This is a genomic window from Stenotrophomonas sp. (assembly GCF_032066555.1).
GTDB lineage: Bacteria > Pseudomonadota > Gammaproteobacteria > Xanthomonadales > Xanthomonadaceae > Stenotrophomonas.
Window position 1 is genome coordinate 280466 of sequence record NZ_DAMBKV010000003.1, and the last position, 14733, is coordinate 295198.

Annotated in this window: 14 protein-coding genes and 1 riboswitch; of the genes, 5 read left to right on the plus strand and 9 right to left on the minus strand. The window is 64.2% G+C overall.

Features of this window, described 5'->3' with window-relative positions:
* Together RT131_RS06260 and RT131_RS06265 are read right to left on the minus strand one after the other, a co-directional pair.
* Nucleotides 1-1003 (minus strand): FecR domain-containing protein (locus RT131_RS06260; protein ID WP_313171230.1); only part of this gene is annotated, 1003 nt, incomplete at its 3' end.
* Between the two features lie 11 nt (nucleotides 1004-1014).
* The gene (locus tag RT131_RS06265) at nucleotides 1015-2448 is read right to left on the minus strand and encodes a tetratricopeptide repeat protein (protein ID WP_313171232.1); all 1434 of its coding nucleotides are present in this window, start codon (nucleotides 2446-2448) and stop codon (nucleotides 1015-1017) included.
* A 156-nt stretch (nucleotides 2449-2604) separates the two neighbouring features.
* On the opposite strand from RT131_RS06265, the gene RT131_RS06270 reads away from it, so the two are divergent.
* Together RT131_RS06270 and pncA are read left to right on the plus strand one after the other, a co-directional pair.
* A complete protein-coding gene (locus RT131_RS06270) occupies nucleotides 2605-2937 on the plus strand; it encodes an SMR family transporter (protein WP_313171234.1) in 333 nt (110 codons plus the stop codon).
* Nucleotides 2938-3271: 334 nt separating this feature from the next.
* The gene (gene pncA, locus RT131_RS06275) at nucleotides 3272-3892 is read left to right on the plus strand and encodes a bifunctional nicotinamidase/pyrazinamidase (RefSeq protein WP_313171236.1); all 621 of its coding nucleotides are present in this window, start codon (nucleotides 3272-3274) and stop codon (nucleotides 3890-3892) included.
* Nucleotides 3893-3905: 13 nt separating this feature from the next.
* Here the strand turns inward: pncA and purU are convergent, their stop codons facing one another.
* Complete coding sequence (gene purU, locus RT131_RS06280; RefSeq protein WP_313171237.1) at nucleotides 3906-4757, minus strand: formyltetrahydrofolate deformylase; 852 nt, start codon at nucleotides 4755-4757, stop codon at nucleotides 3906-3908.
* Nucleotides 4758-4855: 98 nt separating this feature from the next.
* Nucleotides 4856-5119: a DUF2798 domain-containing protein gene (locus tag RT131_RS06285; RefSeq protein WP_313171239.1), complete on the minus strand. Its 264-nt coding sequence runs from the start codon at nucleotides 5117-5119 to the stop codon at nucleotides 4856-4858.
* A gap of 139 nt (nucleotides 5120-5258) precedes the next feature.
* Here RT131_RS06285 and RT131_RS06290 point away from each other — a divergent pair, with 139 nt between their 5' ends.
* Nucleotides 5259-6197, plus strand: a complete 939-nt coding sequence (locus tag RT131_RS06290) for a LysR substrate-binding domain-containing protein (protein WP_313171240.1) — start codon at nucleotides 5259-5261, stop codon at nucleotides 6195-6197.
* A gap of 37 nt (nucleotides 6198-6234) precedes the next feature.
* Here RT131_RS06290 and RT131_RS06295 read toward each other — a convergent pair whose 3' ends face one another.
* The 4 genes from RT131_RS06295 to RT131_RS06310 form a co-directional block, all read right to left on the minus strand.
* The gene (locus RT131_RS06295) at nucleotides 6235-7344 is read right to left on the minus strand and encodes an NADH:flavin oxidoreductase/NADH oxidase (RefSeq protein ID WP_313171242.1); all 1110 of its coding nucleotides are present in this window, start codon (nucleotides 7342-7344) and stop codon (nucleotides 6235-6237) included.
* Between the two features lie 74 nt (nucleotides 7345-7418).
* On the minus strand, nucleotides 7419-8237 hold the full coding sequence (locus RT131_RS06300) for an NAD-dependent protein deacetylase (protein WP_313171362.1): 819 nt from the start codon (nucleotides 8235-8237) through the stop codon (nucleotides 7419-7421).
* A gap of 53 nt (nucleotides 8238-8290) precedes the next feature.
* Nucleotides 8291-8695 (minus strand): acyl-CoA thioesterase, encoded by a 405-nt coding sequence (locus RT131_RS06305; protein ID WP_312367676.1) that lies wholly within the window; start codon nucleotides 8693-8695, stop codon nucleotides 8291-8293.
* Nucleotides 8696-9141: 446 nt separating this feature from the next.
* Nucleotides 9142-10140, minus strand: coding sequence for a ribonucleotide-diphosphate reductase subunit beta (locus RT131_RS06310; RefSeq protein ID WP_293712244.1), 999 nt, complete (start codon nucleotides 10138-10140; stop codon nucleotides 9142-9144).
* Nucleotides 10141-10294: 154 nt separating this feature from the next.
* On the opposite strand from RT131_RS06310, the gene RT131_RS06315 reads away from it, so the two are divergent.
* Nucleotides 10295-10651 (plus strand): four helix bundle protein, encoded by a 357-nt coding sequence (locus tag RT131_RS06315; RefSeq protein WP_312367672.1) that lies wholly within the window; start codon nucleotides 10295-10297, stop codon nucleotides 10649-10651.
* Between the two features lie 72 nt (nucleotides 10652-10723).
* On the opposite strand, the gene RT131_RS06320 is transcribed toward RT131_RS06315, so the two are convergent.
* Nucleotides 10724-13033, minus strand: a complete 2310-nt coding sequence (locus RT131_RS06320) for a ribonucleoside-diphosphate reductase subunit alpha (RefSeq protein ID WP_313171364.1) — start codon at nucleotides 13031-13033, stop codon at nucleotides 10724-10726.
* A 268-nt stretch (nucleotides 13034-13301) separates the two neighbouring features.
* A riboswitch (cobalamin riboswitch) is annotated at nucleotides 13302-13520 on the minus strand.
* Nucleotides 13521-13789: 269 nt separating this feature from the next.
* Here RT131_RS06320 and RT131_RS06325 point away from each other — a divergent pair.
* Nucleotides 13790-14599, plus strand: coding sequence for a DUF2884 family protein (locus RT131_RS06325; RefSeq protein WP_313171244.1), 810 nt, complete (start codon nucleotides 13790-13792; stop codon nucleotides 14597-14599).
* Nucleotides 14600-14733: the final 134 nt, after the last annotated feature.

Genomic DNA, 14733 nt, shown 5'->3' on the forward strand with positions numbered 1-14733 from the left:
CTGGTTCTACTGGTTCTACTGGTTCTACTGGTTCTACTGGTTCTACTGGTTCTACCGGTTCTACCGGTTCTACCGGTTCTACCGGTTCTACCGGTTCTACCGGTTCTACTGGTTCTACTGGTTCTACCGGGTCTACCGGACCTACAGGGTCGACCGGCGTCACCGGATCCGGCGGTGTGGCGCGGCGCTCGAGCTCTGTCTCGAGCTGCGATTGCCCGGGGCTGTCGCCCTGCGCAGCAGGCAGCAATGCCAAAGGCCCCTGCCCCGGCACAACACCGGGCACACCCAGCGCCGGCCCCATCGGAGCGCCGCTGAACCCGGCACGCGCGTTTGGCTGTGCCTCCAGCCCACCGACATTCTGGTCCTCACCCTGCGCCGCTGGCAGCGCCGCCGCCGGATCAACCGGCGCACCGCCGCCATTGTTGATCAAGGCACCATCGCCGTTGGAACTGAAGCCCGTACCCGGTTGGTGCAGCACCACCGCCGGTCCCTGCGCCGGTTCGAAGCGTGCCTCATCGCCAAACTCGAACTGCCCGATGGCACTGCCTGCACAACCGGCCGCCGCATCATCCACGCACAAACCCAGAATGCCGCCACGGATGCCGGCCACGCCGACCGGCGTCTTGATCTTCACTCCATCCGCGCTCTTGGACGCCGCACCGCCAATGAAACGCATAACCCCGCGCGACATGCTGCCAGCCAGCTGCGCCGTTCCCCGCTCGGGGTTGTAGACGAATTGATCAATCACCAACGACGAACGCGGGCCGATGGTGAAACTGGAACCGTCCACCAGCAGCACCTGCACCACGCCCTTGGCGTCGGTCTGGAAGCGCTGGTTGCGCAACACGTTGTCGCCCAGTCGCACCACCCGCGGTGCCGTCGAACCGAAGTAACTCTGGGCATCCGGCGCGACCGCCGCCGCAGTGCCCACTTTCTCGGCCGAGGCCGGCGCCACCGCAAGCAACAGGCCCGCAATTACCGCTACCGGTAGATGGATACGCATCGCTGGAATCCTCAGAACGCCTGGATCACTGAAAAGCCGGCAAACCGGTTGTTGTACTCGCGCAGTGCATAGTTGGAATGCAGCCGCCGGTAGCCGGCATACAGCTGCAGATCCGTGCCGCTGCGCAGCTGGATGGTCTGCACCGCCTGCAGCACCAATTCGTTGCCGCGTTGGCGCGTATCGCGGCTGACCACCGTCATCGGCACATCATTGCGCCGCCGCGCTGCCTGTGCAGTCACCGCCAGCATCCACGGTTGGCTGCGTTTGCCGAGCAAGGCGGGGTAGCGATAGTTCACGCCGACGTTGAAGCGCGGTTCCCAATAACTGTTGAACGCGACCTGCGCCTTGCGCCGCTCGACGCCAGGATTCAGCAGCAACTGCCAGTCATCGGCAAGCTGACGGCTGTAGCTGACGCTGGCACGGTAGCGGTCACCCGAATAGGCCTTGGCACTGGCCATGTCCGCGGCCGGGGTATAGCGCTCATCGCGCCAGTCGACATTCGCCGCCAGCAATGATTCACGGCCTATCGGCTTGCGGAAGGCGACCGCCAATCCTCCCGAATGCATGTAACGCGTGCCATCCAGCCAGGTCTGCCCCAGCAGTCCGGCAACCGCGATACGGGCGTCACGCCACCCCCAGCGGTTGAGTGAAATGTCCGGCCCCAGGCGCAGCTCCAGCCCGTCGCTGCCCAGTTCCCCCAGATCGCGATAGCGACTGGAGGCTGCGGCCAGCGACACATCCAACACATCGCCCTGTTTGGACAGCGGCTGCCGATAGCGCAGCAAAGCGCCCAGTTGCAGACTGCTGTCACTGGCTGCGCGCGAATCGGGAGCCAACTCGAAATCACGGCCATTCAAGCTGATGCTGTCACGGTCCGGCGCACCGTTGGCGTTGCTTTCCGCGCGTGCGCCGATGCTGAGCATGCCGCTGAAGCCGCCGCGCTGTTTGCGCTCACCTTCAATCACGGCCATATAGCCCGCGATGCGCCGACGTACTGGATCCGGTGTCTCCGGCAATGCCAGCACCCGGTCGAACAGCTGCCGCGCGCGCGGATAGGCACCCAGGCGGAAATACAGCGCCGCAAGCTCCAGTTGCAGCCGCGGCGTCGCCGGCCGCACGATCAGCATCCGCTCGTAAGTGGCGATCGCCGCCTCGTAATCACCGAGGCGGGTGGATGCCACCGCATAGGCGAAACCGGCATCCAGGTCCGCCGGATCGTCGAGGATCTTCTGGAACAGTTGCCGCCGCTCCGTTTCCAGCTGCGCGACCTCGCTGACCGGCACTGCCGCCGGTACGTTGTAGAAATGGTGCTGCGCCAGCGCCGTGCCGCCAGGCAAAAAGCACAGTACCGCCGCCAGGACGGCAAGGCGCGCGCGTCCCCGCCGCGCGTCCAGCACATGTCCCTCCGGGCGACGGTACTGCCCCCCCATGCTCCGTGATTCCACAATGGCCTCCTGCATCGCGGTTCCGGCTACCGGCTCGATAGCCCAGGCGCAATGTGCGCGGAGTGTATAGAGGCACCGTAAGAACACCGCGCGGTCGCGACCTTGGCGTAAGACCTCCCCGGCTAGAATCAACGCCCCACCCGTCGAGTCCGCTCAATGAATGCTTACGCCCTGTTGGCCTGCGCCATCGCCCTGGAGGTGCTCGCCACCTCGCTGCTCAAGGCCTCCGATGGCATGAGCCGGCTATGGCCCACCGTGGGTGCGCTGCTCGGTTACAGCGTGTGCTTCTGGCTGTTGGCATTGGTGATGAAGACCATCCCCACCGGCATCGCGTACGCGATCTGGTCCGGCGTCGGCATCGTGTTGATCTCGTTGATCGGGCTGTTCGTGTTCAAGCAGAAGCTTGATGCGGCCGCCATCGTCGGCATTGGCCTGATCTGCGCCGGGGTGCTGGTGATCAACCTGTTCTCACGTTCAACGGCACATTGAGCGATAGAGCCGAGCGTGGTCCGCCGTTGCCCCCTCCCTTTTGCGTAGCAATGGGGAGGGCCGGGGAGGGGTGCTTTGGCTTTGCTTGCTTCGCGGCTTACGCCGCTCCTACGAGATTGTTGGTAACGCCTCTGCCGAGCATGGCTCGGCACTACCGCCGTTGCTCCCACCCTTTTGCGTCGCAAAGGGGAGGGGTGCTTTGGCTTTGCTTGCTTCGCGGCTGACGCCGCTCCCACAAGATTGCTCGCCACGCCCCTGCCGGGCATGGCTCGGCACTACCTTGCTTCCATCGCCGCTGGCTTAAACTGTGCTTCCCCGCGTGAGGAAGTTGTCGATGTACGGAACCGACGTTGCGCTGCTGGTAATCGATCTGCAACCGGATTTCATGCCCGGCGGTGCCCTGCCCTGCCCGCATGGCGACACTATCGTGCCCGGCATCGCTGCGCTGTTGTCAGCACGCCACTACCACACCGTGGTTGCCACCCAGGATTGGCACCCGGCCGATCACGCCTCGTTCGCCAGCCAGCACCACGGGCGTAAACCATTCGACGCCATCGAACTGCACGGCCAACCACAAACCCTATGGCCAGACCACTGCGTCCAGGGCACGGAGGGAGCAAGTCTGGATGCACGGGTGGACTGGAAGCACGCCGACCTGATACTGCGCAAAGGCACACAGCGGCTCGTGGACTCCTATAGCGCGTTCCGCGAGAACATCGGCCCGCAAGCCACCCGTGCCCCCACCGGACTGGCCGGCTGGCTGCATGAACGCGGCATCCGCGAGGTCCACGTCTGTGGCCTGGCACGTGACTACTGCGTGCTGTGGAGCGCGCAGGACGCGGCCATCAGCGGCTTCCGGGTGCGCTTCCTGTGGGAGCTGACCCGGCCGGTAGTCGCCGCCAGCGACGAGGCCACGCGTATTGCATTGATGGAAGCAGGTATCGAGATCGGCTGAATCCGGGCCGGATTCAGCGGAACACCACCGTGCGGTGCCCGTTGAGCAGGATGCGATGCTCCACATGCCGGCGCACCGCCCGCGCCAGTACCAGCGATTCGGTATCGCTGCCCAGCTGCACCAGATCGCGCGGCGTCATCGCGTGATCCACGCGCGCCACGTCCTGCTCGATGATTGGGCCCTCGTCCAGGTCCGAGGTCACGTAGTGCGCGGTGGCGCCGATGATCTTGACCCCGCGCGCATGCGCCTGGTGATACGGCTGGGCACCCTTGAAGCTGGGCAGGAAGCTGTGGTGGATATTGATTGCGCGGCCCGACAGCGCCTGGCACAGGCGCGGCGACAGGATCTGCATGTAGCGCGCCAGCACCACCAGATCGATGCGTTCACGCTCGACCAGGTCGATGATCTGCTGTTCCTGCTGCTCGCGGTTCTCGGTGCTCACCGGCAGGTGATGGAAGGGCACGTTGTAGGAACCAGCCAGCCCGGCGAAGTCATTGTGGTTGGAGGCCACCGCAGCGATATCCACCTTCAGCTGGCGGCTATGGGTGCGGAACAGCAGGTCATTGAGACAATGGCCCTGCTTGCTGACCAGCACCAGCAGGCGCGCGCGGCGGCGCGCATCATGCAACTCCCATTGCATTGCGAACTCTTCGCCCAGGCCCTGCAGCCTGGCGCGCACCACCGGTTCATCGCCCGCATTGCCCATGTCGAAATGCACGCGCAGGAAGAAGCGGCCGCTTTCATCATCACCAAACTGCTGGGCATCGAGGATGTTGCAGCCCGCCTCGAACAGCAGGCCGGACACGCGATAGACAATGCCGGTGCGGTCCGGGCAGGAAAGAGTGAGGATGAAATCGGGACGCATGGCCAACAACATTTATCGGTGGGGTCGTGGAAAGTAACCGTTCCAGTCGATCCCCGGCAAAGACAGTTGCAGCTGACACGGTTTGCCCGTCGGCCTGCTCAGTGCGGATGTACCGTCAGCGCCACCAGTCGCATCACCACCGGCCGCACCATTAGCACGCAGCAGAATGCGGTTGGCATCGCCAGGCAGTAAGCCGACAGCACCCGCGCCGGGAACTGGCCATCGATGCCGGCATTGGCGGCCGTGATCACCAGGCACATCAGCATGGCCATGATCGAGGCCATGAAGAACGCGAAAACAACAGGCGTGGTGCGCGCATGCAACTTCCAGCGGGCAACGGCGACGGAACGGGGGTCTGGCATCCAGCGGGATCCATGCATGCAGCAATCAGGCGCTGCGGGCCGGGCACGATAGTCGGCAAGCCGGCGGACGGCTAGATCGCGTCGGCTTGGCGCTTTATAAAGATTTACTTTGCAATCCTCCCGGAAAATGCCGAGCGGCATGAACATCCTCCACGCCATCCGCAGCTTCATCCGCACCGCCGACGCCGGCAGCCTGGCCGCTGCCGCGCGTACCCTGGGCATCAGTGCGGCAGCGGTGGGCCAGAACATCGCCCGCCTGGAAGCCTATCTGGGCGTGCGCCTGTTCAACCGCACTACCCGCCAATTGGCGCTGACCGAACGTGGCGCGCTGTATCTGGCGCAGGTGCGGCATATCGAGCGCGACCTGCAGCGCGCCCAGGCAGCGGTGACCGACCCCGATGCGATGCCGGCCGGTCGGCTGCGCATCGCCAGCAGTGCCGCGTTCGGCCGGCATGTGCTTGCACCATTGCTGCCGGCCCTGCAGCAACGTTATCCGCGACTGGAAATGGAGCTGCTGCTGGCCGACCGCAGCGTCGACCACGCCCATGAAGACGTGGATGTCAGCATCCGCATCGAGCCGCAGCTGGAGGAAGGCCTGGTGGCACGGCCCATCGCGCAGGTGCCATTCGTGTTCTGTGCCGCACCGGCCTATCTGGCCATCGCCGGCACACCGCGTACACCCGATGAGCTGCACGAGCACCGCTGCCTGCTGTTCCGCTATCCGCTGGATGGACGCTACCTGCGCTGGGGTTTCGTCCGCGACGGCCTGCGCTTTGATGCTGAGGTACAACCAGCGCTGGTCAGCGACGATATCGATGCCCTGGCGGCGATGGCCGCACGCGGCGGCGGCATCACCCGGCTGGCGAGCTTCGTCGCCTCCCCGTATCTGGCACGCGGTGAGCTGCAGGCCTTGTTCCAGGATGAGGCCAGCAGCGATGCGCAGGCCTCACCGGAGCCGATGCGCCTGTTCCTGTGCGTCAGCGACCGCCGCGACCTGACCCCGAAAGTGCGCTCGCTGCTGCAGCACATCCTCGATGCCCTGCCGCCTGCCTGGCGCATCGACATCGACCACGCCTGAGCGCCAGCTTCCGCACCGCTGGCGCCTTCGCCGGACGTCAGCCTCGTTGGTCGAGCTTGAACAGACCGCGCGCTTCATGGGGTTCGCAGCGCATGTATTGCGGCGACACCGTCACCTGCGCGCCCAGCGCTGCCGCGGCATGCCACGGCCAGCGCGGGTCGTAGAGAATGCCGCGGGCGATGCCGATTGCGTCGGCCTTGCCATCGACGAGGATTTCCTCGGCATGCGTCGGCTCTGTGATCAGGCCCACCGCGATCACCGGCGTGCCGATTTCGGCCTTGATCGCCGCCGCCTGCGGCACCTGGTAGCCGGGCTCGACCGGAATCTGCTGGCGCGGATCCAGCCCGCCGCTGGACACATGCAGGAAGTCGTTGCCGCGTGCCTCCAGCGCCTTGGCCAGCACGATGCTCTGGGCGACATCCCAGCCGCCTTCTACCCAATCGGTAGCAGAGATGCGCACGCCCAGTGCAACGCTGCTCGGCACCACCGCACGCACCGCATCGAATACCCGCAGCAACAGGCGCATGCGGTTTTCCAGCGAGCCGCCGTAGGCATCATCGCGCTGGTTGCTCAGCGGCGACAGGAACTGATGCAGCAGGTAGCCATGCGCGGCGTGCAGCTCGATCAGCTCCAGACCCAGCCGCACCGCGCGCCTGGCGGCAGCGACAAAGTCTTCGACCACGGCTTCGATGCCGGCATCATCCAACGCTTCCGGGATCGGGTCTCCTGCTTTGAACGGCAACGCCGACGGCGCCAGCACCTGCCAGCCGTGTTCCTGACCCGGGGCGATCGCGCCACCACCGTCCCACGGGCGCGCAGTGGACGCCTTGCGCCCGGCATGGGCCAGCTGCACGCCGATCGGCATGGTCGACCAGCGTCGCGTCGATGCCAGCACCTTGCCCAGCGCCGCCTCGGTAGCGTCGTCCCATAGGCCAAGATCAGCCCAGCTGATGCGCGCACGCGGCTCGATCGCGGTCGCTTCGATGATCAACAGGCCGGCGCCGGACTGCGCCAACTGGCCCAGATGGATCGTGTGCCAATCGGTGGCCTGCCCGTTTTCGGCCGAGTACTGACACATCGGCGCGATGACGATGCGGTTGGAAAGGGAAAGCGGGCCTAGCGACAACGGTGAGAAAAGCTGGCTCACGTGGGGAACGTCCATCAACGGTGGGGGCGCCCATTGCACGCCGCGCCGGCCGTTGATTCAACCGGCGTGATGGATCACTGCGTCTTGGTGCCGTCCAACAGGAAGGCAAGTGCCTGGGCGCAGGGCATTTCCACCTTCAACGACAGCAGGTGATCGGCGCGGGTACGGCCCAGATTGACAGCGGCCACCGGCAGGCCCGCCTTGGCGGCGGCATCGACGAAGCGGAAACCCGAATACACCATCAGCGACGAGCCCAGCACCAGCACCGCATCGGAACGCTGCAGATGTTCATGCACGGCGGCAACACGCTCGCGCGGCACGTTCTCGCCGAAGAACACCACGTCCGGTTTAAGCACGCCACCACATGCATCACAGGCCGGCACGCTGAAGGCGGAGAAATCGGCTTCCAGATCAGCATCACCATCGGGCGCGATGCCGGCCTCCAAGGTGTCCCAGCCCGGGTTGGCATCCAGCAGTCGCTGTTGCAGCAGCTCACGCGAGCTGCGTGCTTCACAGCCCATGCAACGTACCTGGTCCAGTCGGCCGTGCAGATCGATCACCGTCTGGCTGCCCGCCGCCTGGTGCAGGCAATCCACGTTCTGGGTCAGCAGCAGCTCGATGCGACCATCGGCTTCCAACGCCGCCAGCGCACGGTGCGTGCCATTGGGCAAGGCCTGGCCGAAGCGCGGCCAGCCCAGCAGGCTGCGTGCCCAATAACGCTTGCGTGTTGCTTCCTCGCCCATGAAGGCCTGGTAGGTCACCGGCGGCGTGCGCTTCCATTGGCCATCGCGATCGCGATAGTCGGGAATGCCGGAGTCGGTGCTGCAACCGGCACCCGTTACCACGAACAGGCGCCGATGGCCGGCGATGAATTCCGGCAATTCGGTGATCACTGCCGGCGACAGACGCCCGGTCGGTACCGATGAAGTGGTCATCACCGCGCAGCTCAGGCCTGCGTCGGCAGCGCCGGCACGGTGGTCGGATGACCTTCGCCATCCAGCGCGATCATCACGAAGGTGCCTTTGGTGCAGAGCGCACGTTCGCCGTTGTGCAGGTCTTCGGCGATCAGTTCGACTTCCACATGCATCGAACTGCGGCCAACCTTGACCACCCGGCCGATGGTTTCCACCATCTGCCCGATGCGGATCGGCAGCTTGAAATCGACCTGGTCCGAGCGTGCGGTGACCACGGTGCAACGGGAATAACGGGCCGCAGCGAGAAATGCTGCCTTGTCCATCCACGCCAGCGCCTGGCCGCCGAACAGCGTGCCCATATGGTTGGTGTGGTTGGGGAAGACGATTTCCGCCATGCGGACTTCGACCGGCGGGTTCGTTTCGGGAATGGGGGTCATGGGGGTGTCACCTGTAAGTTGGCGCAGATGATACGCCCGCAAAGCTGTGCAGCTTGTGTACGCAGCTGCAGATAGCTTTTGTAGGAGCGGCGTGAGCCGCGAAGCCGATAAAGCCTCAGAAGCCTGCGACGCATCCCTCCCAAACCCTCCCCTTCACCTTCGGTGAAAGAGAGGGAGACCAGTAACGCCGCAGCACTTCGCTCTGCCCCCTCCCTTCGGCGCAGCCGAGGGGAGGGCTGGGCAGGGGTGCCTTTGCTGTTGCTGTTGCTGTTGCTGTTGCTGGGAGCTTCCGCAAAAAGCTGCAATCGAGCGCTACGTGTAGAGCCCAAAGCACCCCTCCCCAACCCTCCCCTGCGCTCCGCGCAAGGGAGGGAGACAAGCGCGCTCCCTTCACCTGCGGTGAAAGGGAGGGAGCCAAGCGCGCTTCGCGCACGGGAGAGCGTCGCTCAGAACGCCATGTCGAACGCCACTTCGCCCTGCACGCCCACCTGATAGGCAGAGGCGCGGCGCTCGAAGAAGTTGGTCAGTTCCTGCACGTCCTGCAGCTCCATGAACGGCAGCGGGTTGCGCACGTTGTACTTCTTGGCCATGCCCAGTTTCAGGAAGTGGTTGTCGGCGCAATGCTGCAGGTACTGACGCATGTCGCGGGTGGAAATGCCAGCCACGCCACCGGACAGCACGTCCTCGGCAAACTGCACTTCGCAGTCGATGGCCTCTTCCAGCATCTGGTAGACCTCCTGCTCCATCTTCGCGTCGAACAGGTCGGGTTCTTCGGCGCGGATCTTGCGTACGCATTCGAAGGCGAACTCCATGTGGCAACTCTCGTCGCGGAACACCCAGTTGGTGCCCGAGGCCAGGCCCGGCAGCAGGCCGCGCGAACGGAAGTAATACACATAGGCAAACGCAGCAAAGAAGAACAGGCCCTCGATGCAGGCGGCGAAGCAGATCTGGTTGAGCAGGAACTGGCGGCGGTCCTCGCGGGTTTCCAGACGCTTGGTTTCCTGCAGCGAGTCGATCCACTTGAAGCAGAAATCGGCCTTCTTCTTGATCGAGTCGATGTTCTCCACCGCGGCAAACGCCTTGAAGCGCTCTTCCGGATCCGGCAGGTAGTTGTCCAGCAGGGTCAGGTAGAACTGCACATGCAACGCTTCTTCATACAGCTGGCGCGACAGGTACATGCGCGCTTCCGGCGCATTGAGATGCTGGTACAGGTTCAGCACCAGGTTGTTCGACACGATCGAGTCGCCGGTGGCGAAGAACGCGACCAGGCGGTGGATCAGGTGCTGGTCGGCCGGCGACATCTTCTGGTGCAGGTCGGTGATGTCGATCTGGAAATTGATCTCTTCCACCGTCCAAGTGTTCTTGATCGCGTTGCGGTACATCTCGTAGAAGTCCGGGTAACGCATCGGACGCAGGGTCAGCTCGAAACCAGGGTCCAGGAGCATCGGGCGCCGCCCTTGCACAGGAGTGAGTGAAGAGGAGTGAGAAGTGAGAGTAGCGGCCTGATCGATATCGGCTGACGAAGACATTTGGATTTTCCTTATTGGCTTTCTTTGTCCAGAGGAGAAATTGAGTAGACACTCATCTTCTGGAGGGGAAATGCATTACCGGCAAACCATCATCTGGCAAAAAACGATGCATCTGACGTTGGCGATATACCGGCTGGCACCACTGCTGCCGCGCGAGGAGGTCTACGGCATGCGTAGCCAGCTCACCCGGGCCGCCACCTCGGTACCGGCCAATATCGCCGAAGGTTGGACCCGTGAATCGAGCGCAGAGAAAGCACACTTCCTTGCCATCGCACACGGATCATTGGCTGAACTCGAAACTCTTTTGACCTTATGTGAACAGCTCGACTGGTTTCCAGTTGACCAGACTGCGGTACCCCGTAGCCTGATCAACGAAGCCAGCCGCATGCTGACCACCCTGCGGAGGAGGAGAAGGAGCGAGAAGTGAGGAAAATAACGAGAGAATGCAGCGCTTGCTTTGTTCCCTCTCACTCCTCGCGCCTCTTAACTCACTCCCGCTTTACTGGCAGGCCTCGCAGGCTTCCGGGTTTTCCAGCGAGCAGGCCACGGCTTCGACCGGGGTGTAGCTGCTGACCGTGGTCTTGGCGATCTTGGTGGCCGGACGCGAACGCAGGTAGTAGGTGGTCTTGATGCCCTTCTTCCATGCGTACATGTACATGGACGACATCGCACCGATGTTCGGGCTTTCCATGAACAGGTTGAGCGAGGCCGACTGGTCGATGTAGGCACCGCGGTCGGCAGCCATGTCGATCAGCGAGCGCATCGGCAGTTCCCAGGCGGTGCGGTAGATATGCCGCAGGGTTTCCGGGATCTGCGGCAGGTTCTGGATGGAACCGTCAGCGAGCTTGATCGCATCGCGCATTTCCGCCGTCCACAGGCCCAGCTGCTTCAGTTCGGCCACCAGGTGGCGGTTGATCTGCAGGAAGTCGCCGGACAGCGTCTCGCGCTTGAACAGGTTGGACACCTGCGGCTCGACGCATTCGTAGCAGCCGGCAATCGAGGCGATGGTGGCAGTCGGGGCGATGGCGATGATCAGCGAGTTGCGCAGGCCGTGCTGCTTGATGCGCTCACGCAGGGCGTCCCAGCGCGCGGTGTCTTCCGGCACCACGTTCCAGGCGTCGAACTGCAGCTCGCCGTGGGCGGCGCGGGTATCGTTGAACGAGGGGTGTTTGCCACGTTCCTGGGCCAGCTCGCAGGACACTTCCAGGGCGTGGAAGTAGATGGTCTCGGCGATCTTGGCCGACAGCGCGCGGGCCGGTTCCGAATCAAACGCCAGGCGCTTGCGGAAGAACACGTCCTGCAGGCCCATGCAGCCCAGGCCAACCGGGCGCCAGCGCAGGTTGCCGCGGCGGGCGGTTTCAATCGGGTAGAAGTTCAGGTCGATCACACGGTCGAGCTGGCGCACGGCCAGGCGCACGGTCTCGGCCAGCTTCTCGAAATCGAAGTCGCCGTGTTCGTCGATGTGGTTGCCCAGGTTGATCGAACCCAGGTTGCAGACCGCGGTCTCGTCGTTGGAGGTGATCTCCAGGATCTCGGTGCACAGGTTGGACAGGTGGATCACGTTGCCGGCGCGCAGGGTCTGGTTGCTGGCCAGGTTGCACTTGTCCTTGAACGTCATCCAGCCATTGCCGGTCTCGGCCAGGGTGCGCATCATCCGCGAGTACAGCTTGCGGGCGGATACGCTCTTGCGGGCCTTGCCCTGGGTTTCGGCCTGCACGTAGGCCTGCTCGAACGCCGGGCCGTACAGGTCGGTGAGCTCGGGCACCACGCGCGGGTCGAACAGCGACCATTCCTGGTCGGCCTCCACGCGCTGCATGAACAGGTCCGGCACCCAGTTGGCCAGGTTGAGGTTGTGGGTACGGCGCGAATCGTCACCGGCGTTGTCGCGCAGCTCGAGGAAGTCCTCGATGTCGGCGTGCCAGGTTTCCAGGTAGACGCAGGCCGCGCCCTTGCGCTTGCCGCCCTGGTTCACTGCGGCCACCGACGAATCCATCGTCTTCAGCCACGGCACGATGCCGTTGGAGTGGCCGTTGGTGGACTTGATCAGCGAGCCACGCGAACGCACGCGGGTATAGCTGACGCCGATGCCGCCGCTGAACTTGGACAGCTGGGCGATGTCGGCATAGCGGTCGTAGATGGATTCCAGCGAGTCCTGCGGCGAATCCAGCAGGAAGCACGAGGACAGCTGCTCGTGGCTGGTGCCGGCATTGAACAGGGTCGGGCTGGACGGCAGGTAGTCCAGGCTGCCCAGGCGCTGGTACAGCGCCAGTGCCTCGGGCACGTCCTCGCTCAGCGCGCTGGCGATGCGCAGGAAGAACTGCTGCGGGGTCTCGATGACCTTGCGCGTATGCGGATGCCGCAGCAGGTAGCGGTCATACATGGTGCGCAGGCCGAAGTAATCGAAGTTCAGGTCGTAGCCCGGGTCGATCGCATCGTTGAGCTTGCGTGCATTGACCTGCACGAAGTTCAGCAGGCGGTCGTTGATCAGGCCCACTTCGTGGCCACGGCCCACCGACTGCGAGAACGCATGGATTTCCTGCCCGGAGACTTCCTTGGCGATGAAGTTGGCCAGCAGGCGCGCGGCCAGGCGGCCGTACTCGGGCTCTTCGCCGATCAGCAGGGCGGCGGTACGGATCGACAGCTCGTCCAGTTCCTGGGTGCTGGCGCCGTTGTACAGGCCGGAGATGGTGCGCGTGGCCACCCGCATCGGGTCCACCGCGTGCAGGCCTTCGCAGCAGCGCTGGATGGCACGGACAATCTTGTTGAGGTCTACCGGCTCGGTGCTGCCATTGCGCTTGGTCACGCTCATGGCGGTGGCGGTCGGCGGCGGGGTCAGTTCAAAACCGGCTTCAGCCGGAGCGACGTCAGTATGAGTGGCAGTCACGACGATGGTGTCCTTGCAAACGTTATGCACGCAGCTCCTGCCCGCGCAGGAAGCAGAGCCGGTACGGAGCAGCGAGCATGGAAGGACGGCGTCGCAGCAGCCGCGACTGCCCGCGACCCAGGGTCGGCAGCAGTACGGCACCACGTCACCAGCCGTCTTCCCCTCGAAGACACCGCAGCCGGCACCACGCGGTGTGCATCGCGTGGCTGTCGGCAGGTCTTCGGACTCATGGGCAGGAAGGCGGGGGCCTTCTCCTACTCCGCCGCTTCCCAAGGCCTGTGCCTCAGTGCTGTTGGCGGGGTCGTTCCCAATTACCGCTGCGGGGCAGTGCCGGACTAGCCTTGAAGGCATCACCGGCTTCCCTATTAATCCGACGGAAAATTCCGCCAGAACCGACGGGGCACAAGATAGTGGGGGTGTATGACAGGGTCAACACCAAATCTAGTATTTCTTTGCCAAGCCTTGCGGCACAAGGCCTGGACTGTCCGGCGCCCGGGCCGGACACTGCAGCCCGCTCGAACGGAGTGCGCAGTCAAGCCTTTTACAGAGTTTTTTTGTAGGGAAACCGCCTGAGTTGATAGCGTAAATTTCTGATGAAATTCCGGACGTGACTTCCGGCCTGCGCCAGCTGCGACAGGAGCCGCCAAGCTGCGTCCATGTTCACGGCAAGGGATCCATGCCATGCGCCTGTCTTCCATCGCGGTCTCGCTTACCCTGCTGCTGCCGCTGGCGGCCCAGGCCGGCACGGTCAAGGCGCCTGAGCTGTCCGCCGATCAATGCGGCGTATCCACCGACTACAACGTGCTGGTCGACGGCGGCGGCATCTGGCTGCGCCGCAATACGCTGCCCATGCGCGAGATCGTCTTCCACGACGGCCAGCTGAGCATCGACAACCGCATGCAGACGGTATCGCCCGCCGATGCACAACGTCTGCGCGCACTGGAGGATGGCGTGCGCCGGCTGATGCCGGCGGTGACCGGCATCGCCACCGAGTCCGTTGGCATCAGCTTCGATACGCTGGACTCGGTTTACGAAGGCCTCACCGGTAACGCCAACTCCCGCAAAGTGCGCAAGTTGCGCAAGGAGGCCGAGCGCTTTGTCGAACAGACCATCGGCCGCGGCCGCTGGGACCAGGACCTGTTCAATGAAGGTTTCGAAGCACGGGTGCAGGATGCCGCCGAGAGCCTGAGCAGCTCCATCGCCCGCAGCATGCTGTGGGCGGTATTCACCGGTGGCGGGGACAAGCTGGATGCGCGCGCAGACAAACTCGACGCCGAACTGGAGCAGCGTCTGGAAGGGCGCGCTGCCGCCCTGGAGCAGCACGTGCGCTCGCTGTGCACGCAGGTACAGGCGCTGGATAGGCTGCAGTCTGCACTGGAGTTCCGCCTCGATGGCCAGCCACTGCAGATGATGCGCGTGAGCGGCGATGACGCGACGATGGCGGTGCGCGAAGACCGCCAGGACGACAGCATTCCGTTACCCGCGCGGTAATGCCCACCTCCTGTAGTGCCGAGCCATGCTCGGCAGGGGCTCTACCGGCAAGGCCTCTGCCGAGCATGGCTCGGCACTACGGAACCCGGCTTTGGAGGAGCGGCGTAAGCCGCGAAGCTGGCAATGCTGAAAGG

Excerpts from the sequence above, each read along its gene's own strand:
- RT131_RS06315 (WP_312367672.1), top strand. The coding sequence starts at position 10,295 with ATGCATTACCGGCAAACCATCATCTGGCAAAAAACGATGCATCTGACG.
- purU (WP_313171237.1), bottom strand. The coding sequence starts at position 4,757 with ATGCGTCCCGATTTCATCCTCACTCTTTCCTGCCCGGACCGCACCGGC.
- RT131_RS06270 (WP_313171234.1), top strand. The coding sequence starts at position 2,605 with ATGAATGCTTACGCCCTGTTGGCCTGCGCCATCGCCCTGGAGGTGCTC.
- pncA (WP_313171236.1), top strand. The coding sequence starts at position 3,272 with ATGTACGGAACCGACGTTGCGCTGCTGGTAATCGATCTGCAACCGGAT.
- RT131_RS06290 (WP_313171240.1), top strand. The coding sequence starts at position 5,259 with ATGAACATCCTCCACGCCATCCGCAGCTTCATCCGCACCGCCGACGCC.
- RT131_RS06325 (WP_313171244.1), top strand. The coding sequence starts at position 13,790 with ATGCGCCTGTCTTCCATCGCGGTCTCGCTTACCCTGCTGCTGCCGCTG.
- RT131_RS06285 (WP_313171239.1), bottom strand. The coding sequence starts at position 5,119 with ATGCCAGACCCCCGTTCCGTCGCCGTTGCCCGCTGGAAGTTGCATGCG.
- RT131_RS06320 (WP_313171364.1), bottom strand. The coding sequence starts at position 13,033 with ATGAGCGTGACCAAGCGCAATGGCAGCACCGAGCCGGTAGACCTCAAC.
- RT131_RS06310 (WP_293712244.1), bottom strand. The coding sequence starts at position 10,140 with ATGCTCCTGGACCCTGGTTTCGAGCTGACCCTGCGTCCGATGCGTTAC.
- RT131_RS06305 (WP_312367676.1), bottom strand. The coding sequence starts at position 8,695 with ATGACCCCCATTCCCGAAACGAACCCGCCGGTCGAAGTCCGCATGGCG.